This is a genomic window from Pyxidicoccus trucidator (genome assembly GCF_010894435.1).
In the GTDB taxonomy this organism is placed as follows: domain Bacteria; phylum Myxococcota; class Myxococcia; order Myxococcales; family Myxococcaceae; genus Myxococcus; species Myxococcus trucidator.
The window spans coordinates 186,288-210,454 of sequence record NZ_JAAIXZ010000002.1; the positions used below are offsets into that span (position 1 = coordinate 186,288).

The 24,167-nt window shown below is 70.2% G+C and carries 19 protein-coding genes and 1 pseudogene; 12 read left to right on the top strand and 8 right to left on the bottom strand.

The annotated features are described in order from the left end of the window. Positions 1–49: 49 nt before the first annotated feature. From G4D85_RS50980 to G4D85_RS07370, 4 genes and pseudogenes are all read left to right on the top strand, one after another. Positions 50–247, top strand: a pseudogene (locus G4D85_RS50980) (ATP-binding cassette domain-containing protein); the annotation flags it as partial. A gap of 215 nt (positions 248–462) precedes the next feature. Beyond that, positions 463–1,266 carry an ABC transporter permease gene (locus tag G4D85_RS07360; protein ID WP_164009442.1) on the top strand — a complete coding sequence of 268 codons (804 nt, stop codon included), beginning with the start codon at positions 463–465 and terminating at the stop codon, positions 1,264–1,266. A gap of 354 nt (positions 1,267–1,620) precedes the next feature. Further along, complete coding sequence (locus tag G4D85_RS07365; protein ID WP_240359131.1) at positions 1,621–3,654, top strand: Kelch repeat-containing protein; 2,034 nt, start codon at positions 1,621–1,623, stop codon at positions 3,652–3,654. Between the two features lie 170 nt (positions 3,655–3,824). Beyond that, positions 3,825–4,937 (top strand): esterase/lipase family protein, encoded by a 1,113-nt coding sequence (locus G4D85_RS07370; RefSeq protein WP_164009446.1) that lies wholly within the window; start codon positions 3,825–3,827, stop codon positions 4,935–4,937. A 48-nt stretch (positions 4,938–4,985) separates the two neighbouring features. Here G4D85_RS07370 and G4D85_RS07375 read toward each other — a convergent pair whose 3' ends face one another. Then, a complete protein-coding gene (locus G4D85_RS07375) occupies positions 4,986–5,888 on the bottom strand; it encodes a helix-hairpin-helix domain-containing protein (protein ID WP_164009448.1) in 903 nt (300 codons plus the stop codon). A 314-nt stretch (positions 5,889–6,202) separates the two neighbouring features. Here G4D85_RS07375 and G4D85_RS07380 point away from each other — a divergent pair, with 314 nt between their 5' ends. Continuing rightward, a complete protein-coding gene (locus G4D85_RS07380) occupies positions 6,203–7,831 on the top strand; it encodes a peptide chain release factor 3 (RefSeq protein ID WP_164009450.1) in 1,629 nt (542 codons plus the stop codon). 18 nt (positions 7,832–7,849) lie between these two features. Here the strand turns inward: G4D85_RS07380 and G4D85_RS07385 are convergent, their stop codons facing one another. Then, positions 7,850–8,392, bottom strand: coding sequence for a hypothetical protein (locus G4D85_RS07385; protein WP_164009452.1), 543 nt, complete (start codon positions 8,390–8,392; stop codon positions 7,850–7,852). A 71-nt stretch (positions 8,393–8,463) separates the two neighbouring features. Between G4D85_RS07385 and G4D85_RS07390 the strand changes: the two genes are divergently transcribed. Continuing rightward, the gene (locus tag G4D85_RS07390; protein ID WP_164009454.1) at positions 8,464–9,954 is read left to right on the top strand and encodes a carboxypeptidase M32; all 1,491 of its coding nucleotides are present in this window, start codon (positions 8,464–8,466) and stop codon (positions 9,952–9,954) included. Positions 9,955–9,961: 7 nt separating this feature from the next. Here G4D85_RS07390 and G4D85_RS07395 read toward each other — a convergent pair whose 3' ends face one another. Next, positions 9,962–10,318: a four-helix bundle copper-binding protein gene (locus G4D85_RS07395; RefSeq protein ID WP_240359132.1), complete on the bottom strand. Its 357-nt coding sequence runs from the start codon at positions 10,316–10,318 to the stop codon at positions 9,962–9,964. Positions 10,319–10,411: 93 nt separating this feature from the next. On the opposite strand from G4D85_RS07395, the gene G4D85_RS50200 reads away from it, so the two are divergent. Beyond that, entirely contained in the window at positions 10,412–10,543 is a 132-nt protein-coding gene (locus G4D85_RS50200) for a hypothetical protein (RefSeq protein WP_275900271.1), read from the top strand. A gap of 1 nt (position 10,544) precedes the next feature. Here G4D85_RS50200 and G4D85_RS07405 read toward each other — a convergent pair whose 3' ends face one another. Both G4D85_RS07405 and G4D85_RS07410 read right to left on the bottom strand, forming a co-directional pair. Beyond that, positions 10,545–13,277 (bottom strand): M1 family metallopeptidase, encoded by a 2,733-nt coding sequence (locus G4D85_RS07405; protein WP_164009458.1) that lies wholly within the window; start codon positions 13,275–13,277, stop codon positions 10,545–10,547. Positions 13,278–13,444: 167 nt separating this feature from the next. Next, entirely contained in the window at positions 13,445–14,614 is a 1,170-nt protein-coding gene (locus G4D85_RS07410) for a ribonuclease D (protein WP_164009460.1), read from the bottom strand. Positions 14,615–14,679: 65 nt separating this feature from the next. Between G4D85_RS07410 and ttcA the strand changes: the two genes are divergently transcribed. The 3 genes from ttcA to G4D85_RS07425 are packed head-to-tail and all read left to right on the top strand — an operon-like array spanning position 14,680 to position 17,174. Then, a complete protein-coding gene (ttcA, locus tag G4D85_RS07415) occupies positions 14,680–15,534 on the top strand; it encodes a tRNA 2-thiocytidine(32) synthetase TtcA (protein ID WP_164009462.1) in 855 nt (284 codons plus the stop codon). Continuing rightward, positions 15,513–16,337: a tellurite resistance TerB family protein gene (locus G4D85_RS07420; protein ID WP_164009464.1), complete on the top strand. Its 825-nt coding sequence runs from the start codon at positions 15,513–15,515 to the stop codon at positions 16,335–16,337. Before ttcA ends, G4D85_RS07420 begins: the two co-directional genes overlap by 22 nt. 12 nt (positions 16,338–16,349) lie before the next feature. Continuing rightward, positions 16,350–17,174, top strand: a complete 825-nt coding sequence (locus G4D85_RS07425; RefSeq protein WP_164009466.1) for a phosphate/phosphite/phosphonate ABC transporter substrate-binding protein — start codon at positions 16,350–16,352, stop codon at positions 17,172–17,174. A 180-nt stretch (positions 17,175–17,354) separates the two neighbouring features. On the opposite strand, the gene G4D85_RS07430 is transcribed toward G4D85_RS07425, so the two are convergent. After that, complete coding sequence (locus G4D85_RS07430; RefSeq protein WP_164009468.1) at positions 17,355–19,790, bottom strand: RCC1 domain-containing protein; 2,436 nt, start codon at positions 19,788–19,790, stop codon at positions 17,355–17,357. A 620-nt stretch (positions 19,791–20,410) separates the two neighbouring features. Between G4D85_RS07430 and G4D85_RS07435 the strand changes: the two genes are divergently transcribed. Beyond that, positions 20,411–20,875, top strand: a complete 465-nt coding sequence (locus tag G4D85_RS07435) for a hypothetical protein (RefSeq protein ID WP_164009470.1) — start codon at positions 20,411–20,413, stop codon at positions 20,873–20,875. A 10-nt stretch (positions 20,876–20,885) separates the two neighbouring features. On the opposite strand, the gene G4D85_RS07440 is transcribed toward G4D85_RS07435, so the two are convergent. Continuing rightward, the gene (locus G4D85_RS07440; protein WP_164009472.1) at positions 20,886–22,148 is read right to left on the bottom strand and encodes a COG3014 family protein; all 1,263 of its coding nucleotides are present in this window, start codon (positions 22,146–22,148) and stop codon (positions 20,886–20,888) included. A gap of 124 nt (positions 22,149–22,272) precedes the next feature. Here G4D85_RS07440 and G4D85_RS07445 point away from each other — a divergent pair, with 124 nt between their 5' ends. After that, complete coding sequence (locus G4D85_RS07445; RefSeq protein WP_164009474.1) at positions 22,273–22,635, top strand: GFA family protein; 363 nt, start codon at positions 22,273–22,275, stop codon at positions 22,633–22,635. 4 nt (positions 22,636–22,639) lie between these two features. Here G4D85_RS07445 and G4D85_RS07450 read toward each other — a convergent pair whose 3' ends face one another. Next, positions 22,640–24,139, bottom strand: coding sequence for a serine/threonine protein kinase (locus G4D85_RS07450; protein WP_240359133.1), 1,500 nt, complete (start codon positions 24,137–24,139; stop codon positions 22,640–22,642). Between the last annotated feature and the right edge of the window lie 28 nt (positions 24,140–24,167).

Genomic DNA, 24,167 nt, shown 5'->3' on the forward strand with positions numbered 1-24,167 from the left:
CGACTGCGAGGTCGCCACCCGGGAGCGACCGCGTTAAACCCTGGCCTACATGATTTCCGTCCGCGGCCTGCGCAAGCACTACAAAGTCCACAAGCGCCCGCCGGGCCTGAAGGCGGCCCTTCGCTCGCTCGTCCACCGGACCTACACCACTGCGAAGGCCGTGGACGGTATTTCGTTCGACATCCGTCCCGGCGAGCGCGTGGGCTTCCTGGGCCCCAACGGCGCCGGGAAGACGACGACGCTCAAGGGCCGGGTGGTGACGCACGAGGCGGGCACCGCGGTGCTCCAGGTGCCGCAGGAGGCCGTGAATGCCACCATCTCCCGCGCGCTGGCGGGGCTGCCGGTGACGGACCTCACGGTGGAGAACGCGCCGCTGGAGGAGGTCATGAGCGAGCTGTTCGCGGAGAACAAGGCGCGCCGGGTGGCGGCCGCCGGGGCCACCGCGGGAGCGCCGGTGCCGGCATGAGCCTGCGCACCACGCTGCGTGCCATGCCCACGCTGCTGCGGGTGGGCTTCGCCGAGGCGGTGGCCTACCGCGCGGAGATGCTCATCTGGGTGCTGTCCACGACCATGCCGCTGGTCAACATGGTGCTCTGGATGGCGGTGGCGCGCACCGCGCCGGTGGGCCGCTTCGGGCAGGCGGACTTCGTGGGCTACTTCCTGGCCACCTTCGCGGTGCGCCAGCTCACCAGCTCCTGGGCCGCGTGGCTCATCAACTGGGAGGTGCGGCAGGGGACGCTGGCCATGCGCCTGTTGCGTCCCATCTCCCCGCTGTGGGCGTACGCGGCGGAGAATGTCGCCGGCTTCCCCATGCGCCTGCTGGTGGCCGTGCCGGTGATGGTGCTCAGCGTGGTGCTGGTGGGAAGCAGTGCGGTGCCGCGGCACGCGTGGCAGTGGGGGTTCTTCGTGCTGGCGGTGCTGGGCGGGTGGGCCATCTCCTTCCTGGCCAACGTCACCATCGGCGCGCTGAGCTTCTTCCTGGGCAGCAGCCAGAAGGTGATGGAGGTGTGGATGGTCCTCTTCTTCGTCTGCTCCGGCTACATGTACCCGGTGGAGCTGCTGCCGGCGGGCCTGCGCACCCTCATCGACTGGCTGCCGTTCCGCTACCAGATTGGCTTCCCGGTGGAGCTGATGACGGGCGCGCACGACTGGCGCGAGGCGCTGGCGCTCCTGGGCGCGCAGTGGACCTGGGTGGCGCTGCTGGGCGTGTTGACTGTCTTCGTGTGGAAGCAGGGCGTGAAGCGCTTCGCGGCGTTTGGAGGGTAGGGGGCTGGGTGGGCTCCGTCTCCCGGTGAACGCTTGCCTGCCCTCTGAGGCCGGGTTTTCCCGGACCCAGTCGGGGACAAGTGTCCACTGGCGACCTGTGGAATGGCCTCAAGTACGCTGTATGCGGTAAAGGCCGCCAGGCGTGGACCCCCGTCCGCGTACTACCCCCCCAAGTCGCAAGAGGACTCCCTCCCCATGAATGGACCTGTTGGGTTCGGCCGGTTGGCCGCGCTCGTGTTGACGCTCGCCGTAGCGGGCTGTTCACACGAGGATTTTGCAGAGGCGCTGCATGAGGCGGCGTCTCCCTCGCGCCTGGAAGAAGGCTCTGTCCCCGCCTGGTCGGCGACCGCCAGCATGTCCACGCAGCGGGTGGACCACACCGCCACGCTGCTGCCCTCGGGCGCGGTGCTGGTGGCCGGCGGGCAGTCCGCCACCGCGGAGATGTATGACGTGAAGCTGGCCCGCTGGTCTTCCGCAGGCACCCTGGTGTCCGTGCGGCGCCGGCACACCGCGACGCTGCTGCCCTCCGGAAAGGTGCTCGTCGTGGGCGGTGACTCCGCCGCCGCCGCCACCGGCACCGCGGAGCTGTATGACCCGGCCACGGGCCTCTGGACGGCCACGGGCAGCCTGGACACCCTGCGCTCCGGCCACACCGCGACGCTGCTGTCCTCCGGGAAGGTGCTGGTGGTGGGCGGCGACAACAACGCGGGCGGCGGGCTGGCGAGCGCGAGGCTCTATGACCCGGCCACGGGCACGTGGGCGGTGACGGGCAGCCTCTCCGGGGCTCGCGTCGGGCATGTCGCCACGACGCTGCCATCCGGCCAGGTGCTGGTGACGGGCGGGCGCAGGGGCCCGAGCAGCAGCACCTTCCTCCGGAGCGCCGAGCTGTATGACCCGGCCACGGGCACGTGGACCGCCACCGGCTCCATGCGCGGTGTGCGCTCCGGCCACTCCGCCACGCTGCTGCTGTCCGGCAACGTGCTGGTGGCGGGCGGGATGATTGACGACTTCACCGCCACGCGGGGCTCCGAGCTGTATGACCCGGCCACGGGCCTCTGGACGGACACCACCGGCCCGCTGCTCTCCGAGCGCGGGGGGCACACCGCCACGCTGCTGCACTCGGGCGAGGTGCTCGTCACCGGCGGCACGGATGGCGGGGACCCCTATCTCCAGAGCACCACGTTGTATGACCCGACCAGCGGCCGGTGGTTCAGCACGTACTCCATGGCGACGAGCCGGCTGGGCCACACCGCCACGCTGCTGAACACGGGCCACGTGTTCGTCGCGGGAGGCCGCCCGGATGGCGGGCCGGGCTCCGCCACCGCGGAGCGCTATTCGCCTCCGTCGCCTCCGTGGCTCCTCACGGGCTCCATGGCGGCGGCCCGCTACCACCACTCGGCCACGGTGCTGGACTCCGGCACGGTGCTGGTGGCGGGAGGCACGGCCACCGGCGGCAGCGCGCTGATGGGGGCCGAGCGCTACGACGAGCACACGAAGACCTGGGTGGCGGCGGGCACGCTCAACACCGCGCGCTTCCTGCACAGCGCCACGAAGCTGCCCTCCGGAAAGGTGCTGGTGGCGGGAGGGCAGGGGAGCTCGTCGGCCTTCCTGTCCTCCGCCGAGCTGTACGACGCGGCCACCCACGTCTGGACGCCCACGGGCGCGCTGACCTCGCCGCGCTCGCGGCACACCGCGACGCTGCTGCCCACGGGGCAGGTGCTGGTGACGGGGGGCCGCTCGGGCTCCACCTTCAGCACCATTCTTGCCACCGCCGAGCTGTATGACCCGGCCACCGCCACCTGGCGCTCCGCGCCGTCCATGAGCCGGCGGCGGCTCAGCCACACCGCGACGCTGCTGCAGTCCGGCAGGGTGCTGGTGGTCGGTGGCACCTCTCCGGACGGGGATGCCGCCACCGCGGAGGTGTATGACCCGACCACCGGGGTCTGGACTTCCACCGGCTCGCTCGCGGCCACCCGCTACGGGCACGCGGCGGTGGCGCTGCGCAACGGCAAGGTGCTGGTGGTGGGCGGCTGGGGCGCGCAAGGCGCCGTGGCCACCGCGGAGCTGTATGACCCGAACACCGGCCTGTGGACCGCGGTGGCCTCCATGTCCACCCCGCGCTACGGCCCCCTGGCCTCGCTGCTGGAGCCCTCCGGCCGCGTGCTGGTGCTGGGCGGCGACGGCGGAGGCACTGTCGGCCTGCTGGACACCTCGGAGGTGTATGACCCGATTACCGGCCTGTGGGCCCCCTCGGGCTCGCTGTCCACGCCCGTGACGAGCGCCGGCGTGGCGAAGCTGCTGTCCGCGTCCGGACAGGTGCTCATCTGCGGCGGCATGGGGACCAGCGGCGCCCTGGCCTCCACGGAGCTGTACACCCCGGCCCTCTGAGCGCCGGGGCTCCGCCTCAAGTCCTTTGTATTGGGGCGGACGGCTCACACTGGGGGTGAGAAGCGACCCGTTGACTCAAATGTCAACCGTGCAAGGCTTTGCCCGCTCTCCCAGGTAGTCCTGGGAGGGGCGTGTGCCTTTCCCCCCAAAGAAGAATGAAGGAGCCGGTGATGAAGAGGCTTCAGGCAGTCCTCGTGACAGTGGTGTGCGCGGGAGTGCTCGGGCTTGCGCCCGAGGCCCGTGCGGGCGCTGCGAAGACGACGTACCCGGTGGTGTTCGCGCATGGCATGGGCGGGTTCGACGACCTGCTCGGCTACGACTACTGGGGTAACGACTTCGGCATGTTCGTGGGGGACGCGTGTGACGCGTTCCTCGAGACGGACTGCAACGAGGACATCGACGCGGGGCAGAAGTCCTTCGTGGCCCAGGTGGCGCCGTTCCAGTCCTCGGAAGTACGGGGGCTGGACCTGGCGAACGACATCGAGGGCTTCATGGCGAGCTCCGGCGCGTCGAAGGTGAACCTCATCGGTCACTCGCAGGGTGGCATCGACGCGCGCAAGGCGGCGCGGGTGCTGCGCGAGCGGCGCGGTGTCACGACGGTGGCGGTGCTGGTGAGCGTGTCCTCGCCGCACCGGGGCTCTCCGGTGGCGAAGTACATCCTGGACCTGAAGCCGGGCGTCAGCAGTGTCGTCGCCGCGCTGGCGGAGTACTACGGCGACGTCGTGTACCGGGCGGGCAATGACGCGTTCGCGGGCGCCAAGCAGCTCGTCTACAACGACTACTCGGCCACGGACGGCGTCACCACGGGCATGAAGGCGTTCAACGACAAGTACCCGGTGAGCACCAGCTACGCGGGCCGCTACGTGTCGCTCATCACCGCGCAGAACGGGGCAAATGTGAACCCGGCGCTGTACCTGCTGTCCGAGTTCTTCTTCGACATCGACGGGGACGGGTACTGCGCCAACGACGGCGACAACGACGGCGCGGGCGGCTGCGGCGACGGCGTCCGCAACGAGGCGGACGACGACGGCCTCGTGGGCATCAACTCGCAGCAGATGGGCTACCGGCTGCGCTACTCCGAGTCGGCGCTCGGCTTCGACTCGGTGGCGAATGACGCCATCGCGCAGGTGACGAACCTCAACGCGCCGACCAGCGCGCAGATGACGTCCACCTCCAGCGTCATCTCCCAGGACCACCTGGACGTGGTGGGCGTGGGTCCGGACACCTTCGACGAGCCCGAGTTCTACGCCGCCATCTTCCAGTACATCGCGACGTACGACTGAGCCGTGACACCCGCGGGGCCCGGCGTGTCCGGGCCCTGCTTCCTGGCTTCACGCGCCGGGTTGAGGCACCTCGGCCTCCTCGGACTCCACGCCGTAGAACGCGAGGCACTCCACCTCGCGCCCGCGCACCACGCGCTTGCCGTCGAGCGGGCCTCCGTGCGCGGTGACGACGGTGCACTGGCCCTCCTCCTCGTCCTTGTCGAAGTAGAGGACCACCCAGTCCTTCGTGGTGCCCTGCTGGTGTGCCAGCGCCGTGTTCGAGAACAGGGCCCGGATGTTCCACCCCTCCACCTTGCGGCGCAGCACCGGCAGCCACGCCTCGCCCGAGGGGTTGAAGCGGCGCGGTGCAATCGTCCGCAGCGCTCCCTCCGCCGAGCGTCGGCGGTACTCCTCGTCCACCTGGAGCAGCAGCCCCAATTCCGGCTGCGCGCCCCGTGCCGGTGTCGCATGCAGGCGCGCCGCCCTCCGCCGGCTCTGCCCCAGCCGCGTCTCCAGCAGCTCGCGCACCTGCTGTCCGCGCCGGGGCCCGAAGCCCTCCACCTTCTCCAGCCTCCCGTCGTGCGCCGCCTGCTCCAGCTCCTCCAGCGTCTGCACCCCGAGCTCCTCATGGATGCGCCGCGCCAGCTCCGGACCGATGCCCGGCACGCTGGCGAGGAGCCGCTCGGGTGTGGCCTCGGACTCCAGCCGATCGAGCATGCCGAGCTGCCCCGTCCGCACGAACTCCGCCACCGCCGCCGCGATGCTCCTGCCCACTCCCGGCAGCTTTCGCAGCCCCGCCTCACCCTCCGAGGCGAGCACCTCCGCCACCGCCGTCGGCCACGTCGCGATGGAGGTCGCGGCCTTCCGGTAGGCATTCACCCGGAACGGCATGGAGTCCTGCTCTTCCAGCAGGTCCGCCACACGCTCCAGCATGTCGGCGACGTCGATGTTGTCCTTCCATTTCGTGCCCATGACTACCTCGAAGGTGGGTGGCCCGGAGACCGACGTCCACCCCCGGCCCCTCCCACGCCTGTCCTGGCAGGCAGGCGGGCCTCGCGGCGCCAACCTGCCTGCGCGGGAGTCCTTACCGCCGGGGCGTGCTCCACCGCCTGGCGTCGGCTGCCTGGCTGGGGAGCGCTGGCGGGAGAGGCGGCTCCCACCCGGGGCCCTGGGAGCCCCGCCGCTCGGAGGAGAAGGCCCGTTCCGCCGCATGGGGTCCGGCCTGACCGCCCGGCGCTCGTTGCGGGCTGCAAGGAAAGACCGCGCGTGATAGTTGGCCTCGGGTCATGACGAACGAGCTCGACAGGGAGGTCGCCCGGCGGCGCACCTTCGCGATCATCTCCCACCCCGACGCGGGAAAGACCACGCTCACGGAGAAGCTGCTGCTCTACGGCGGCGCCATCCACCTGGCCGGCAGCGTCAAGGCCAAGCGCGCGCGGCGGCACGCCACCAGCGACTGGATGGAGCTGGAGAAAGAGCGCGGAATCTCCGTGACGTCGTCCGTGCTCCAGTTCGTCTACCGCGACCACGCGGTGAACCTGCTGGACACCCCGGGCCACCAGGACTTCTCCGAGGACACCTACCGCACGCTGGCGGCGGCCGACTCGGCGGTGATGCTCATCGACGCCGCGAAGGGCGTCGAGCCCCAGACGAAGAAGCTCTTCAAGGTCTGCCGCCTGCGCGGCATCCCCATCTTCACCTTCGTCAACAAGCTGGACCGGTACGGCCGCGAGCCGCTGGACCTCATGGACGAGCTGGAGCAGGTGCTCGGCATCCGCTCCTACCCGATGAACTGGCCCATCGGCATGGGGCCGGACTTCCGCGGCGTCTATGACCGGAAGGCCCGCGTCGTCCACCTCTTCTCCGCCGAGGGCTCCCACGGCGAGTCCGAGGTGGCCGAGCGCTCGGTGTCCATCGACTCGGACGAAATCAAGAGCGTCCTCTCCGAGTCCGAGCTGGAGAAGCTCCACGGCGACATCGAGCTGCTGGACATCGGCGGTGACGAGTTCACCCGCGAGAAGCACGACTCGGGGCAGCTGTCGCCGATGTTCTTCGGCAGCGCGATGACGAACTTCGGCGTGCGCCCCTTCCTGGACGAGTTCCTGGACCTGGCGCCCGCGCCCACCCCTCGCCCCACGAAGACGGGCCCGCGCGACCCGACGAACCCGAAGTTCGCGGGCTTCGTCTTCAAGATTCAGGCGAACATGGACCCGGCGCACCGAGACCGCATCGCCTTCATGCGCGTGGTGAGCGGGCGCTACACGAAGGGCATGAGCGCCTACCACTCGCGCCTGGGCAAGGAAGTGCGCCTGGCCAAGCCGAGCCAGTTCATGGCCGCCGAGCGCACGGCGATTGAAGACGCGTGGCCCGGAGACGTCATCGGCCTGTTCGACCCGGGGCAGTACCGCATCGGCGACACGCTGGCCGAGGGCAGCACCGACGTGGAGTTCGAGGGCGTGCCGCGCTTCAGCCCCGAGTTCTTCGCCGTGGTGCGCTCGAAGGACCCGCTCCGCCGCAAGCAGATGGAGAAGGGCCTGGAGCAGCTCTCCGAGGAGGGCACGGTGCAGATCTTCCAGCAGCTGCAGATGGGCATGAAGGACCCCATCGTCGGCGTGGTGGGCGCCCTCCAGTTCGAGGTGCTGCAGTACCGGCTGGAGCACGAGTACGGGGCGAAGATTGCCCTGGACCGGCTGCCCTTCAGCCACGCGCGCTGGGTGGTGGGCCCCAACTTCGACCCCAAGTCGTTCGACTGGGAGGGCAACCGCCAGACGGTGCAGGACCGCGACGGGCTGCCGCTGGTGCTCTTCCGCGACGACTGGGCGCTCCAGCACGCCGAGGACAAGCACCCGGAGCTGAAGTTCGTCTCCGAGGCGCCCATGCTCCGCAAGGTGGCCGAGGCGGCCACCGGCTCCTAGCCACCCGCGCGGTGGCGCCTACTTGTACGGCGCCACCGTGCCGCCGCGGAACGCGGAGTCGCGCAGCACCAGGCCTTCCTTGTAGAGGCGCGCGGCCTTGGGGCCGACGAGGAAGCCCTTGGGGTCGCCCTTGCGGTAGGTCTTCTTCACGAACTCCTCAATCTCCAGGAACAGGCGCCGGAACTGGTCCGGAGCCGCGTTCTTGCGGCCCGTCTGCGCGGTGATGTCCAGCTCCGCCCAGAACTGGCCGCTGAGCAGCTCCCCCTCCTCGTTGGGGCGCGAGCGCTCCATGAAGATGACGGGCGAGCGCACCTCGTCGATGCGCCAGTACCCCTTGTCGGGCCCCCGCTTCACCTTGTCGACGATGGCGGGCCCCAGCTCCGAGGCCACCATGTACAGGTCCTCGGGCGGGATTCTGGGGAGGTTCTCCATGCTCGCGCGGAAGGTCTTCCAGTCCTCGGGGACGCGCCGCGGGTAGACCTCCAGCGTGAAGCGCTCCAGGAAGCGGAAGAAGGCGACTTCGTCGTCGGGGGACATGAAGAACTGAAGGACGTTGGCCATCGCGCAGCCCTCATACCCCTGAGTACGTCTCCCGCGAAAGTCCGCCGCGAAGCGCGGTTAGAATCTCCGGCATGGAAACCTGGCTGCTCTCCCGAATGCAGGAGCTTCGCGACCTCCAAGGCCTCGTCGGCCTGGCCACCTGGGACCAGGAGACGTACCTGCCCGCCAAGGCGGCCCCCGCGCGTGCCCATCAGCTGTCCACCCTCCAGGGGCTGTACCACGAGCGCCTGGTGGACCCCCGGCTGGGCGAGGCCCTGGCGAAGGCCTCCTCCCAGGACCTCTCCGAGGATGCGCGCGCCATGGTGCGCGTGCTCACCCGGGAGCGGGAGCGCGAGGTGCGCGTGCCCTCCGCCCTGGTGAAGGCCCTGGCGGAGGCGCAGAGCCGCGCCCTCCACGCCTGGCGGGAGGCGCGCAAGGAGAAGAGCTTCGCCGTCTTCCAGCCCGCGCTGGGGCGCCTCTTGCAGCTGCGCCGCGAGCAGGCGGACGCCTACGGCCATGGCGGTGAGCGCTATGACGCGCTGCTGGAGGGCCATGAGCCCGGCATGCGCGTGGAGCGGCTCACCCCCGTGCTGGCCGCGCTGCGCGAGCAGCTCATCCCCATGGCGGGCAGGCTCGCCGCCGCGCGCCGCTCGGTGCCCCGCCTCTTCGACGGGCGCCGGTACGACAAGGACGCGCAGTGGGCCTTCACGCTGCGGCTGCTCAAGGACATCGGCTTCGACCTGGAGGCGGGCCGGCAGGACGTCAGCATCCACCCCTTCACCGGAGGCACGCACCCGCAGGACGTGCGCCTCACCACGCACCTGGACGAGTCCAGCCCGCTGCCCGCCATCTTCAGCACCATCCACGAGGCGGGCCACGGCCTGTACGAGCAGGGCTTCTCGCCCGAGCACTACCGCACCCCGCTGGCCGCCGCGCCCTCCATGGGCCTGCACGAGTCCCAGTCCCGGCTCTGGGAGAACATCGTCGGCCGGAGCCGGCCCTTCTGGGAGCACTACTTCCCCGCGCTGCGCGCCGCCTTCCCGGACGCCCTGTCCGGCGTGGACGTGGACGGCTTCCACGCGGCCGTCAACGAGGTGAGTCCCTCGCTCATCCGGATTGAGTCGGACGAGGTGACGTACAACCTGCACATCGCCCTGCGCTACGAGCTGGAGCTGCTGCTGGTGCGCGACGAGCTGCCGCTGGCGGAGCTGCCCGCCGCGTGGAATGCGCGCATGGAGAAGTACCTGGGAATCACTCCGCCCGACGACACGCGCGGGGTGCTCCAGGACATCCACTGGGCCTGGGGCGAGCTGGGCTACTTCCCCACGTACTCGCTGGGCAACCTCTACGCGGCGTCCCTCTACCGCGCGGCGGAGCGGGCGATTCCGGACCTCACGGGCCACCTGCGCCGGGGCGAGCTGCTGCCCCTGCGGGACTGGCTGCGCGCCAACGTCCACACCCAGGGCTTCCGCCTTCCCGCCGAGGAGCTGGTGCGCGGGGTGACGGGTCGGGGCCTCACCGACACGGACTTCCTGGCCTACCTGCGGGAGAAGTACGGCGCGCTCTACGGCATCTCCCTCTGAGCAAGTGTCAGTGGGCGAACAGCAGGGGCCGGCACGCGCGGGCCAGCTGCAGCGCATCGCGCGCGAGCGCGTACGAGTCCGGGTCCTCCGCGTCCAGCCACGCGGTACGGGCCACGCGGTTGCCCAGCTCGAAGCACAGGCTGGTGGTACGGCGGCCCAGCCGGCTCTCCTTCTGCAACGCGCGCACGTTCAGCTCGCACAGCTCCGCACACTGCCGCAGCAGGCGGACCATCTCCCCGCTCACCGGCTGTCCACGAGCCACCATTCGCGCCATGCCCTCTTCACAGGACGCCTGGCACTGGAGGCTCGCGGCGATGCATCGGGCCACATCCGCGCGTGCACCGTCCACTCTGGCTCCCAGCATTGCGCGCACCTCCGAGGGCGACAAAGTTATGCACGCTGCGTCCCGCGGCAACCCGAAGTGGGGGGCCCGGAGGTACGTGTTAAGCGGTGGGCCATGGCACAGCTCACCCTCGTACCATCGGAGGTCGAGGAGTACGCGCAGGCGCACACCACGGCACCCGCGCCGCTCTTCGAGGAGCTCAAGGACCTCACCTACGCGCAGATGTCCTCACCCGGCATGCACTGAGTCAGTAGCCGCCGAGGAAGCGCTCCAGCCCGGGGCGCAGTGCCTCGCGCTGGGCGATGCACAGGTCCACGCGCTCCAGGGACTGCGCGAGGGCGCGCGCTCCACCGTCGATTCGCAGGGCATGCGGGCCGAGGAAGTCGGCCACCTGCTGGCGCTGCCCGGCGTCGCAGAAGTAGCCGCCGGTGGCCAGCAGCCACGCGGCGCTGTCGCGCGGCAGCCGCTGGAGCATCGACTCGAAGTGCTCGCGCAGGAAGGCGAAGGCCCCCGCGCGGGTGGGCGGCTCGGCGAGCTGCCCGAAGAGGATGGGCAGCGCCTCGCGGGCGTCCACCTCCGGGGCCAGCAGCAGGTCCAGGCTGGCGCGCGAAAGGGCCGGGTCCTTGAAGGTGCCCAGCGCGTTGAAGAGGAGGTCGCGCTCGCGGCCACTCGGTGTGGTGCGCAGGGCCTCGCGCAGGCGCTGGTGCAGGGCGGCGTCACCACTGGCAGCGGCGGTGCCGAGCACTGCGTAGGCCGCGTCCTGCGACAGCACGCTCCGGTCCTCCAGCCAGCGCAGGGTGAGGCGGCGGGCCTCGGCGCGCAGGGCGGGGTCCTCGCCCACGTTGGCCACCATCCACACCAGCAGCGGGCGCAGCATGCGCTCGTCCTCGCTCTCTCCCGGGCGCTGCTCGAAGCCCAGCCGGCGCGCCAGCGGACCGAAGAGGCCGCGCACGAAGCGCGCGCGGTGCGGCAGGTGTGAGGTGGGGACGAACTCGTCCCGCACGCCGCCCACCACGGCCACCGCGCCCTCGACCAGGTCCGGGTCCTCCGGGCGCAGCAGTCGGGTGGTCAGCGTGAGCGCCTGGGCCACGTTCAGGTCGCCGCTGGACACCAGGGCTCGCGCGTCGTCCATCAGCACGCGGCGCTCGGGGACGGTGAGCCCCCGGCCGCCCCCGCGCGCCAGGCGCTCCAGGCCGTCTCCGAGGAGCAGCGCGTGGTAGTAGCCGCGCCCGTCCGCGTTGGGGTGGACCGCGTCCGGACAGCCCTTCGCCCCGTCCAGCACCAGCGTGCCCGTGGGCTCGGTGAGCACCGTGCAGGCGCGCCCCTCCGTGCCGCCCGCGACGTAGCGCACACAGAGGGGGACGTGCCACGGCCGCTTCGAGTGCGCCCCGCCGGGAGAGCCCAGCGGCAGGTAGCGCCGCTGCTCCAGCGCGAGCCGGGGCGGACCGTCCTTCGGGCACGTCAGCGCCATGGACACGAGCGGCACGCCAGGCTGGTCCAGGAACGTGGAGAAGGCGGGCCCCACGTCCCGGTCCACGGTGGCGGAGAGGGCCTGGAAGAAGTCCGCCGTGGTGGCGGTGCCGCGCGCGTGCGTCCTCAGGTAGCGCTGCACGCCCAACTGGAAGGCGTCCGGCCCCACCCACGACTCGAACATGGCCAGCACCGCGGCGCCCTTGCCGTAGGTGATGCCGTCGAAGGCGCCGTGGATGTCGCCCGTGGATTGGATGGGCTGGCGGATGCTGCGCGCGCTGACGAGCTGGTCCTCCTCCATGGCGTGGCCGCGTGCCTCCACGCGGCGCACGTCCCAGCGCCACCCGGGCTGCCACTGCGTCACCACCTTGATGGCGAGCCAGTCCGCGAAGGACTCGTTGAGCCACAGGTCATCCCACCACGCCATGGTGACGAGGTTGCCGAACCACTGGTGCGCCAGCTCGTGCGCCTGCGTCTCCGCGAAGTAGCGCTGGCGCCACACGGAGTCCCCCTCCACCGGTCCCAGCATGCCCTGCGTGCCGAAGGTGATGAGGCCCGGGTGTTCCATGGCACCGCCCTGCACGCCGGGCAGGGCCACCACGTCCAGCTTGGCGAAGGGGTAGGGCGTGCCGAACCACGCCTCCAGCCGCTCCAGCAGCGGCGGGGTGATGCGCGCGGCCCAGGCGGCCTCGGCGCCGCGGCCGTGGGGCACCAGCATGCGCACCGGCACGGCGTTCCTGCCCGCGGTGCCCGCGTCCACCACCTCGAAGGGGCCCACCGCGAAGGCCACGAGGTACGAGGGCAGCGGCGGCGTGGGCTGGAAGCGCACCGTCTTCCAGCCGTCCGCGCCGCGCTCCTCCGCCTGCACGGGCGAGTTGGAGAAGGCGCCGTCCTCCGCGCGCACGCGCAGGGTGAGCTGCCAGGGAAGCTTGTAGGAGGGCTCGTCGAAGCAGGGGAAGGCGCGCCGCGCATACAGCGCCTCGAACTGCGTCATCGCGTACCAGCGCCCGTCCTCCTGCTCGCGGAAGATGCCGGAGTCCTCCTGCGCCAGCGCGCGGCCGGTGTACTCCACGTGCAGCGTGGCGGTGCCGGGGCCCACCGGCTCCTCGGGGATGAAGGCGAGGACGGCGCCCATGGGAAGCGCGGCCACCGGCACGCGCCGGCCATTCACGACGAGGGTGGCGGACTCGACGGACAGCTCCTCGCCGTGGAGCCACAGCTCCGGCGTCGACTCCGACAACGAGAGCTCCAGGTCCGCCGTGCCGCGGAACCCCTGCTTCCGGGGGTCCAGCTCCAGCGTCACCGCCTGCCGCGTGGGCCGCACGCGCCCGTCCAGCCTCAGGCCCGGCGGCACGAGGACGCGAGGCCCGTCGTCGGAGGGCGCTGCCTCCCGAGTCAGGGGCGCTGTCGAGGCCCTTGCCGGAGGCGGCTCCCGCCGGGTGCCCAGGCAGCCCACGAGGGTGAGCGCCAGCAGGGGCCCCATGGCCGCGCCGAGGTGTCCAAGCCGCATCGGGAAGGTCTCCGCGCGCGGGACACAGGATGGCCCACGCATCCGCGCATTCCACCACCCGCGTCGGCGCGGGGATAGCGCTCCACGCGGGTGTCACCCATGACGCGGGAGGGCAAGGCCTCCCACGCCCACCGCGAGCACCGTGCGGTGGGGTGGCACTCCCGGTGTCAGCCGTTGACCACGGGGAACTGGGCGAGCAGCTCGAGGAGCGCCGTCCCGTAGAGCTGGAGCCGCTTCTCGCCGAAGTAGGGCACCTGGGCCAGCTCCTCCAGGCTCTTCGGGGGCTGGCCGGCCACCATGTCCAGGATGGGGTTGGGCAGCACCACGCTGGGTGTCACCTTGCGCTCGGTGGCCTTCTCCACGCGGAACTGCTTGAGGGCGTCCTCGCGCTTGCGGCGGTTCGAGTCCCGGGGGCCCTTGGCCTCGCGCTCCGGCTCCAGCTCGCCCTTGCGTCCCTTCTCCACCAGCTCGCGCACCACCGCGAGCACGTCGTCACCGTGCGTCCGGACGAAGGAGCCGCGCACGCCGGCGGCGCGCGCCAGCTCGCGGGGGTTGGCGGGCAGCTTCACGGCGATGTCGGCCAGCGCCATGTTGGAGAGCATCCGCCCCATGGGGACGTTCTCCTTCTCCGCCCACTCCAGCCGCTTGCGGTGCAGCGCGTGGGCAATGGCGTTGGCCAGCGTCACCTGCGCGGGGGACAGCCCGGCGCGCGGCAGCTTGGGCTTGTAGTCCGTGCCCACGTCGGGGCGCGCCACGGCCTCGTCGCACAGGCGCACGCAGTCCAGCAGCACCTCCTCCAGGATGCCGGCCTCGCGGCACGCCTCGCGGACGTTGCGGCCCAGCTCGCAGAGGTAGCGCACGTCGTTGGCGATGTACTCGCGCATGGCGGGCGGCAGCGGGCGGATGGAGAAGTCGGACTGCTGGTGCTCCTTCGGCAGCTCCACGCCCAGCCGCTCGCGGGCCACGTCCGCGAGCCCCACCTTGGGCCAGCCCAGCAGGGTGGCCGCCCGGTGGGTATCGAAGAGGCCCTGCACCCGCACGCCCACTTCGGCGAGGAACTGCAGGTCGCCCTGCGCGGCGTGGAAGAACTTGGTACGTGCCGGGTCGGCCATCAGCGGGGCGAGCAGGCGGGCCTCCACCCCGGGCTGGAGGGTGTCGAAGAGGAAGACTTCATCGTCGGTGCCCAGCTGGAGGAAGCACAGGCGGGCACGGAAGGCGTGCATGGAGTCCGCCTCCAGGTCCACGGCCAGCTCGCGCACCTCCTCCAGCCTGCGGGTGGCGCTCTGCGCCCCTGCGGCATCCACCACGTCCACGGCACCCTGCGGGTAGGTCGGCATCGGGCTGGGCAGGCTAGCGGACCGGGGCTTCCCTTTGAGGTGTTTTTTCCCGGGCCGCCGCTAGGATGGCCACGCCGATGAACGACGTCCAGCGCCTGGAGAAGAGTCTGCTTGGCCACATGGGCCGGGCTATCGCGGACCACCGCCTCATCGAGGCGGGGGACCGCATCATGGTGGGCGTGTCGGGAGGCAAGGACTCCTACACGATGCTCCATCTGCTGCGGGAGCTGCAGCGGCGGGCGCCCGTGAAGTTCGAGCTGCTGGCAGTGAACCTGGACCAGGGCCACCCCGGCTTCCCCGCCGACAAGCTGGAGTCATACTTCCAGCGCGAGGGCTACGCCTACAAGATGCTGAAGGAGGACACCTACACCATCGTCCTGGAGAAGACGCCTCCCGGGAAGACGCAGTGTTCGGTGTGCTCGCGGATGCGCCGCGGCATCCTCTATACGGCGGCGGTGGAGCTGGGCTGCACGAAGATTGCCCTGGGGCACCACCGGGACGACCTCATCCACACGCTGCTGCTGAACCTCTTCTTCGCCGGCTCCATCAAGGCGATGCCCCCGTTGCTTCGCAGCGACGACGGGCGCAACGTGGTCATCCGCCCGCTGTGCTACGCGCCGGAGAAGGACATCGCGAAGTTCGCGGAGATGATGCAGTTCCCCATCATCCCCTGTGATTTGTGCGGCACGCAGGAGAACCTCCAGCGCAAGCGCATGCAGCGGCTGGTGGAGGAGCTGGGCAAGGAGATTCCGAACGTCCGTCAGAGCGTGCTCAACGCGATGATGAACGTGCGGCCGTCACACCTGCTGGACAAGACGCTCAACCCCGACCCGCTGAACGCGGGGGAGGCCGGGGCACCGACGACGGACTCGAACGACACTCAAGGGAGCGCCAGCCCATGGCTCGAGAGCAGGCAGTAACAGCGCGCAAGGAGCGCAACGGCGCACTGGTGGAGGCGATGCTGCTGGCCGCGATGGCCGACGGCCGCGTCTCGCAGCGGGAGATGCAGACGCTGCTCAGCCGCGTGCTGGAGCGGCCGGAATTCGAGGGCACGAAGCCCGAAGAGCTGAACGCCCTGGTGGAGACCAGCGCGGAGCGGCTGTCCGAGGCGAAGGACCTGGAGGAGGTGCTGGCCTCGCTGCGGCGCCGGCTGCCGGACCACAAGAACCGGATGCTGGCCTTCGGGCTGGCGGCGGCGGTGGCGCTGGCGGACCAGCGCGCCACGCGCAACGAATTGGGCCTGCTGAAGACGTTCCAGGCCGCGCTGGGCATCTCCGAGGACGAGGTGGCTCAAATCATCGACGTCATCGAGAACGGCGGCAGCCTGGCGGAGGCGCTGGGCGAGCCCCTGGAGCGCCTGTTCGCGGAGGTCATGGTGCTGGTGAGCGCCGCGGACGGGAAGCTGAAGGAGGCCGAGGCGCGGGCGCTGGTGGAGAGCTTCGCGGCGGACCCCCTCTTCGAGAACGTCAGCCCGGAGCGCGCGCAGAACTTCGTCAGCGAGGCGGTGGTCGCCCTGGCCGCGGAGGGGCTGCCCCAGCGGCTCCAGGTGCTGGCGCACGGGCTCAACACCCACGCCCAGCGGGTGAAGGCCTACCGGCTGGCGACGAAGATTGCCCACGCGGGCGGCGAGCCGAGCCTGGCGGAGCAGCGCATCCTGGACATGCTCCAGGCCACTTTCGGTCTGGCTGACGACGAAGTGGCGCGACTGGGCAGGGAGGGGTAGTTAGGGGGCTGAATGACCCTGCAAGTCCCCTCCGGGCCCCGACACTCGTTCCGCTTCGGTCTTCCTCCCTCGCTGGGGAACGAGACGGCGCGAGAGCGCGCGGAGCGGCTCGCGGCGTTCCTCCAGCGGGCCCTGGGCAAGCTGGTGGAGGTGAACGTCGCGCCCAGCTACGAGACGCTCGCCAAGGACTTGCTGTCCGGGCGGGCGGACGCTGCCTGGGCGCCGCCCTTCGTCTGCGCGCGGATGGAGGCGATGGGCGTGCGGGTGGTGGTGCGCGGGGTGCGCCGGGGCATGTCCTCGTACCGCTCCGCGCTGGTGTGCCGGGCGGGGGCGGGGCTGAACCTGGAGCGGCTGAAGGGCACCACGGCGTCGTGGGTCGACCGGGACTCGGTGGCGGGGTACCTGCTGCCGACCGCGTACCTCAAGGCGCAGGGGCTGGAGCCGACGCGGGCCTTCTTCGCGCAGCACTTCACGGGCTCGTACCGGGGCGCGCTGGAGGCGGTGCTGGACGGCAAGGCGGACGTGACGAGCGTCTTCTGCCCGCCGGCCTCCACGGGGCTGACGTTCGCCACGGGTGTGGAGGACGTGCTGGGCGCCGGAGCCGGGCGCCGGTTCGAGCTGATTGCCTACACGGACGAGGCGCCCAATGACGGGGTGCCCGTGGCCATGGGGCTGCCGCCGGAGCTGGTGAGCACGCTGGAGTCCTCGCTGCTGGCGCTCCAGTCGTCGCCGGAGGGCTTGTCGCTGCTGAAGGACATCTTCAACGCGGACCGCTTCGAGCCCGCGCCGCGCATGGGCTACCGGGCGCTGTACCGCGTGGCGCTGGCGAGTCTGTAGCCGTCGATTTCACGGGTTCGTGTCCGACGTCCGAGCCGCCGCCAGGGAGCAGCGGAGCGGCGTTGGACTCATGCGCCGCTCCGCCATGTACTGGGAAGGATGACCTCACGGCCGAAGGTCACCCGTGTGCCATGACCAGGACTGCACCCAGCCGCTCGTGCTGGTCCTGGTGCCTGTCACTCACCCGCAGTCGTAGATGGTGCCGTTGCAGTTGCTGTCCACAGCGTCCCAGCAATACTCAAGGGCTCCCGGATAGGTGGTCGCGTTGGCATCGTTGCAATCCGTGCCATTGCTCACATAGCCAGAGGGTGCTGACGAGCAGGCCTGTTTCGGTGCGCTCGCCTTGCCGAAGCGGTCTCCGTCCGCGTCCCGGAAGTAGGTCGTCGTCACGCCCTCATCTTCACGGCCATCACAGTCGTTGTCGACGCCGTCGCATACCTCCTTGGCCCCGGGTTTGATGGTCGACTTCGAGTCATTGCAGTCCCTGGAGTTCGACACGTACCCGGACGGCTGCGAGCACGCCAGGGTCTTCACGTTCGGGTTGCCGTAGGCATCCTTATCCGCATCCCGGTACCACGTCGGCTGCACGCCTTCGTCCACCTGACCGTTGCAGTTGTTGTCCAGGGCGTCACATACCTCCCCGGCCCACGGATGGCTGATGGCGCTTGCGTCATTGCAGTCGACAGCGTTGGACACGTACCCGCCCGGCTGCGAGCAAGCCAGGATCTTCACGCTCGGGTTGCCGTAGCCATCCCTATCCCCATCCCAGTACCACGTCGGCTGCACGTTTTCGTCCACCTGGCCATTGCAGTTGTTATCCACTCCGTCGCACGCCTCCGCGGCACCGGGCCTGGTGCTCGCGTTCGCGTCGTTGCAATCCAGTGCGTTCGCGACGTAACCGGCGGGCTGCAGGCAGTTCTGCGTCGTGGTGCTCGCGCTGCCGTAGCCGTCACCGTCCGCATCGCGATACCACGTCTTTGTGGCCAGACCGTCATCCACCGAGCCATTGCAGTCGTTGTCCTTCGCGTCGCATACCTCGCTCGAGGCAGCCGTCTGCTGTACGCAGTGGAGGGTGCCAGTCGTGCAGTAGGTCACTCCGCTGGCGCACACGCCCTGCAATCCAGTCGAGCAGGACTTCGAGCCACCCGGGTTGCCTTCATCCGCTTCCCCATCACAGTCATTGTCGAGCCCATCACACTGCTCGTTCGAGGGCTGCACGTTCTGCACACAGACCACTGTGCCATCGGTACATGCAGTGGTCCCGGCGGCGCAGACGCCCAGATTCGTCGTCGGGCAGGCCAGGTTGCTCCCCGGATTGCCGTCGTCCACGACCGTGTCGCAGTTGTCGTCCACGCCGTTGCACGCCTCCGCCGCCCCAGGGTGCGTGGCCGACGTGAAGTCGTCACAGTCGATCTCTTCCACGAAGCCTGGGGAGGGCGTACACGCCTGCTCGTTGGCGAACTCATCGCCAAATCCGTCACCATCGCCATCGAAGTAGAACGTATTGGTGAGCTGGCTCTGCGTCGGGACCGTCGCGGGGACCTCGGACATGGAGCCATTTCCGAGCCGTCCCTGACCGTTGCTGCCCCATGCCCATACCGGGCACCCCGGGCGCACGGCCAGTGCATGCTGCGCGCCGGCCGAGATCGCCTTCGCGTCTCCCAGTTCTGTCACGTCCACGGACCCGGGACTGTTCGTCGTGGTGCCGTTGCCGATCTGCCCGAAGTTGTTCTGGCCCCAGGCCTTCACGAAGCCGTTCCCCATGATGACCAGAGAGAAGTAGTGGCCAGCGACGATGGAAGTACCGGCGAACACGCCTCCCACCGGAGTGGGAGCCAGGACGGGCGTGGTGGTGCTGCTGCCGGTGCCAACCTGCCCGAAGTTGTTCTGGCCCCAGGCCCAGACGTTTCCAAACTGCGTATCGATGACCAGTGAGTGACCGGCGCCCGCTGCGATGGCCTTGGCACCCGGTAGCCCCGCGACCTTGACGGGGACCAGCACCGAGGTGCTGGCAGCGCCTGTGCCCACCTGGCCGGAGGTGTTCTGTCCCCATGCCCACACGTTGCCGTCAACATCCAGTGCCAGCGCGTGGTTCACTCCACCGGCGATGGCCTGAATGGGCGGAAGCCCTGTCACCTGCACGGGGGTCGCCACCGTGAGGCTGATGGCACCGGTGCCCACCTGGCCAGAGGTGTTCTGCCCCCAGGCCCACACCTTGCCGTCCGCATCCAGCGCCAGCGAGTAGCTTCCACCAGCCGCGATGCGCTGGATGAGGGGGAGTCCCGCCACCTTCGTGGGAGTCAGCACCGTGCCGCCAACGCTACCGAGCCCCACCTGGCCGGAGGCGTTCTGACCCCATGCCCAGACCTGGCCGGTGAGGTCCAGCGCGAGCGAGTGGCTGATACCGGCCGCGAGGGCCTTCACTCCAGGGAGCCCCGGGACCCGCGCGGGGCTGGCCGTGGACTGGGTGCTTGCCGTCCCGAGCTGGCCAGACAGGTTGTTGCCCCAAGCCCAGACCTCCCCACTCTTGCGCAGGGCCAGGGAGTGATAGGCCCCCGCCGCCACGGTCTCCGGCACTTGCACCGAGGCGAGCGCCTGCTTCGCCGGGGTCTTCATGTCCGGAGGGTTGTCTGCTTCCAGGGTCGGCGAACCGCAGCCCGCTGCAATCATGGCCAGGGTCGTCGCGAATCTGGTCAGGCGGGAAAGCGCTTCCTTCGTGTACTGCATCTTCAAGTCGTCTGCTCCTGAGTGCCACTCATGGCTTTCCCTCCCGGCGCATGAGTGGCTGGGTGGACCTGTCCCGCTAGCTCAACCGGCCGGACGTCATGCCTGCCTGCACATGGCGACTGTCGGTACTCCACTTCGAGCGGGCTCGTGACAAGTGATTGGGAGGCGCAGGGAATGAAAGCCCAGGTTTATTGCAAACTCAAATTGGCTGCCTGAGCACGCCTGCTTCGACCGGATGAGTATTCAATTGAGCGAATGGCAGACGTCATGCTCGGCGGACAGGTGAAGGCGGGCACCTATGTCTGGTTGATGATGGGATACATGCGGTGAGAGCCTTCCCAGGCCACCGATGTAGCGAGGGCATGAAATGCGGTTCACATCGGCCGCGGAGTATCGGTAGCCATGAAGCGCCTTGGACAGCGCGCCGAGGGCATGGTGGAGCTGCTTGTCCCTGCCCACCACTCCCTGGGGCTTGTCGTGTCGGGAGCCACGAGGTTGACTGCCCGAGCATGCGCCTCTTCGTCCGTTGCCTGCCCCTCGCGGGTGTCATCCTCCTCGCCAGCTGCGGTGGCCTCCGCCAGGGACTCGCGGAGGAGGGGTTTCTGCAGCAGCAACTGTATGACTACTCGTACGACGTTCCCCTGGACTCCCTCTGGACGGAGGCGAAGGCGGTGACAGGGGCCCTCGGAGGCGAGGAGGGGACGGAGGGCGGTGTGCGTACCTTCTCCGTCTCCGCCCGGATGGGTGATGCCCATGAACCGGGGTCCTCCGGGCTCCACATGCGGGGTTGGGAGGTGGAGGGCCGCGGTTACCTGCACATCTTCCGCGTGCGGTACGGAGACCCGGCTCCCCATCCCGCCGACCTTTCGGCGCGAGCGGTGGACCTGGAGATGAAGCTGCTAGAGCGGTTCCACCCCGAGGACGCGCGGAAGTTCCAGGAGGGAGCGCACCGGGCCGGGCAACGCGCCCGGTAGCTCTGCCCGCTCAGTCCAACTGCACGACGACCACCGCGGGCCTGCCGGGGGCGATGTCCACCTCGCGCACCTGTTCCCGCGCTCCCGCACGGATTCGCACCGCCTGCCGACCCTTGGGTAGCGACAGCCGCGCCACCTGGAACTCGGCCGGGAGGCTGAGCCAGCCCTGCTCCATGCGGTTGTTCACCTCACCCACCCGGCGGATGACGAGCGCCGCGCCCACCGGAGGAATCAGCAGGTAGCTCACCAACGTGCCCAGGTTCACCGCGACGGACGGGGCCCGCTCGGTGTCGGCGAGCGCTCCCAGCGCGCCACGGCGGAGCAGCAGGTTCTCCAGCGAGGTGACGGTCTCCGCCACCTGTTCCTGTCCGGCCACCGCGACACGGGCCTTCGCATGCGACCAGCTCCGCGCGCAGACGGACCAGACCTGGGTGCCGCCCCGAGTCAGCACACAGCGCTCGGGGATGCGGCCGGCTTCCACGAAGACCACCAGCTCTCCCTCGTCCTGCGTGGCGGGCGCCAACGGCCCGGCGTGGAGCCGCTCCAACTCGGGCAGCTCTGGACGCTCCAGTCGCCGCGCCTCGGCCACGAGCTTCGGCAGCAGGTGCGTCAGGTGAGAGGGCGCTCCCGGTGGCGCCAGGCGGGTGACGCGCCAGGCCTCCAGGTAGTCGATGAACGCCGAGGCCTCATTCCCCGCCAGCTCATGCGCCAGCGCGCTCACGTAAAGCCCGAACGCGAGCCGCTCCAGGTACGCGCGGAAGTCCTCGTCGAACGGCACCAGCGCGAGGTTCCGCTCCAGCTCCGTCCGGTGCTGCGCCTCCAGGTGCTGCCGCAGGTGCAGTGCGTCCGTGAGCCGCGCCTCCACCGCAGCTTCCTCCGGTCGGCCCAGCTGAAGGAAGTTGAGCGCGTTCAGCGTGTGCAGCGCCTGGCGCTCCAGCGTCCCCATCCGCCAGGGCGCGCTCCCGAAGAGCTCCTGGGACAGCCGCACCGTCTCGCGCTCGTCCGCCAGCGCCGCCGCTTCGCGCAGGGCCCGGCTGCTCTGCTCCCACTCTCCGGCCCGGTGCAGCAGCGCGCCCTGGTCCGCCACCACCAGCAGCCTGTCCAGGGACTCGCGACCGGCCTCGGCGTCCAGCTCCCGCAGCGCCTCCGGGTATTGCTCCGCCTCGGCGAGCGCTCGCACCCGGGCGGTATGCCGCACGTAACTCGGTGTGCAGGCGCCCAGGGCCAACACGAGCAGGAGTCCGACACAGCGGATGGAGCGGGGAGCGGCCATGGCGCTCCTCATGCTACTTCGAGGCTCCGGAGCCGGTGTCGCGAGTGCCCGCTGCCTGTCAGCCGCACCGCGCCTGACGCATTTCTCCAATGCAGACCTCGGATGACCTCGGCAGGATGCGCGCATGACCGAGCTCAAGAGCTACGAAGGCGGCTGTCACTGCGGGAAGGTTCGCTACTCCGTGAAGCTGGACCTCACCCAGCCCATGCTGTCGTGTAACTGCTCCATCTGCCAGAAGTCGGGGACCCTCCTGGGGTTCGTACCCGTGGACCAGTTCGCCCTGAAGTCCGGCGAGGAGAGCCTCACCGACTACCAGTTCAACAAGAAGGTCATCCACCACCTGTTCTGCTCCACGTGTGGCGTGCGCTCGTTCGGTCGCGGCACGGGGCCTGACGGCAAGGAGATGCGCGCCATCAACGTGCGCTGCCTGGACAACGTCGATCTGGAGCAGCTGAACGTGATGAAGTACAACGGTCGGGCCAGCTAGCGCGCTACCGCTCGCCCTCGCCGTGGCCACCACCCCGGGGGGGCACGCGACGGGGCGGGGGAGCATCCTCCGCCGCCGCTGTCCGGGCGGGCTTTGCCGGCGCGGGCCTTGCCGCGGGTGCCGCCGCGGGCGCCTTGCTCGCACCCGCGGCCTTGGCGTGCGAGGCCGGCACCGGCGACGCGGATGCAGGGGAACCGCCCCCTGCGCTCCGGCCCTGCGAGGCCGGTGCGGGCGCCGCCGAGGCGGAGGAACCACTGCCTGGGCCTCGTCCCTGCGAGGCCGGCACGGGCGAAGCCGACGCGGTCCTGGAGGGCACCGGTGACGCCGACGCGGAGGAGACAGTCCGCCCCTGCGCGGAAGGCACCGGTGACGCCGACGCGGAGGAAACACTCCGGCCCTGCGCGGAAGGTACGGGAGACGCCGACGCGGAGGAGCTGCCACCCTTCACCGGCGACGCCGAGGGCGTCGAGCCGCCACCCGGCCGCGCCGGCTTCGGCTCGGCAGCGGGCGCACTGGCCGCCAGCCGCGCCGCGAGCTTCGGGTCGTAGTGGATGACGGTGGGCTCGGCGGCGAAGCGCTCCTCCTCCAGCTCCTCCGAGTACATGCCCTGCATGAACGCGGCGAGGTGCGCGGGAGTGGCGTGCAGCTTCTGCTGCATGAGGAACTCCTCCAGCGCGAGCTGCAGCTCACCCGCCGTGGAGAAGCGCTCCTCGCGCTTGCGCGCCAGCGCCTTGAGCACAATCGCGTCCAGCGCCTTCGGGACGTCCGGCACCACCTCGGACGGCGGGACAATCTTCGCCCCCACCACCGCCTTGAGCGTGGCGAACTCCGAGTCCCGCTTGAACAGGCGCGTCAGCGTCAGCAATTCGTAGAACACCGTCCCCAGGCCGAACACGTCCGAGCGGTGGTCCAACGGCTCGCCCCGCGCCTGCTCCGGGGACATGTACGCGTGCTTGCCCTTGATGGTGCCCACCATCGTCTGGGACACCTTCCCGGACGCCTTGGCCACCCCGAAGTCGATGATCTTGACGCCGCCGTTGAAGCCCACCAGCACGTTCTGCGGCGACACGTCCCGGTGGATCAGCGCCAGCTTCCGCCCGGACGGGCTGCGCGCGTTGTGCGCCCCGTCCAGCCCGGCGGCCGCGTCCGCGATGATGCGGCACTTCAGCCCCAGGGGGATGACCACCTTGCGCGCATGGGCCCGCTGACCCAGGGGGCCCACCGCCTCGCCGTGCACGTACTCCATGGCGATGAAGTACTGCCCGTCCACGTCTCCCAAATCGTAGATCTGCGCGATGTTGGGGTGGTTGAGGTGCGCGGCGATGCGCCCCTCGTCGAGGAACATCTGGATGAACTCGTCGTCCTCGGACAGGTGGGGCAGGAGCCGCTTGAGCACCAGCAACTTCTGGAAGCCCACCGGGCCCTTCTGCCGGGCGAGATAGACGGCGCCCATGCCGCCGACAGCGATTTTCCGGAGCAGCTCGTAGCGGCCGAAGGTTTCCACGACGGCCGCCACGATAGCCGCGCCGGGC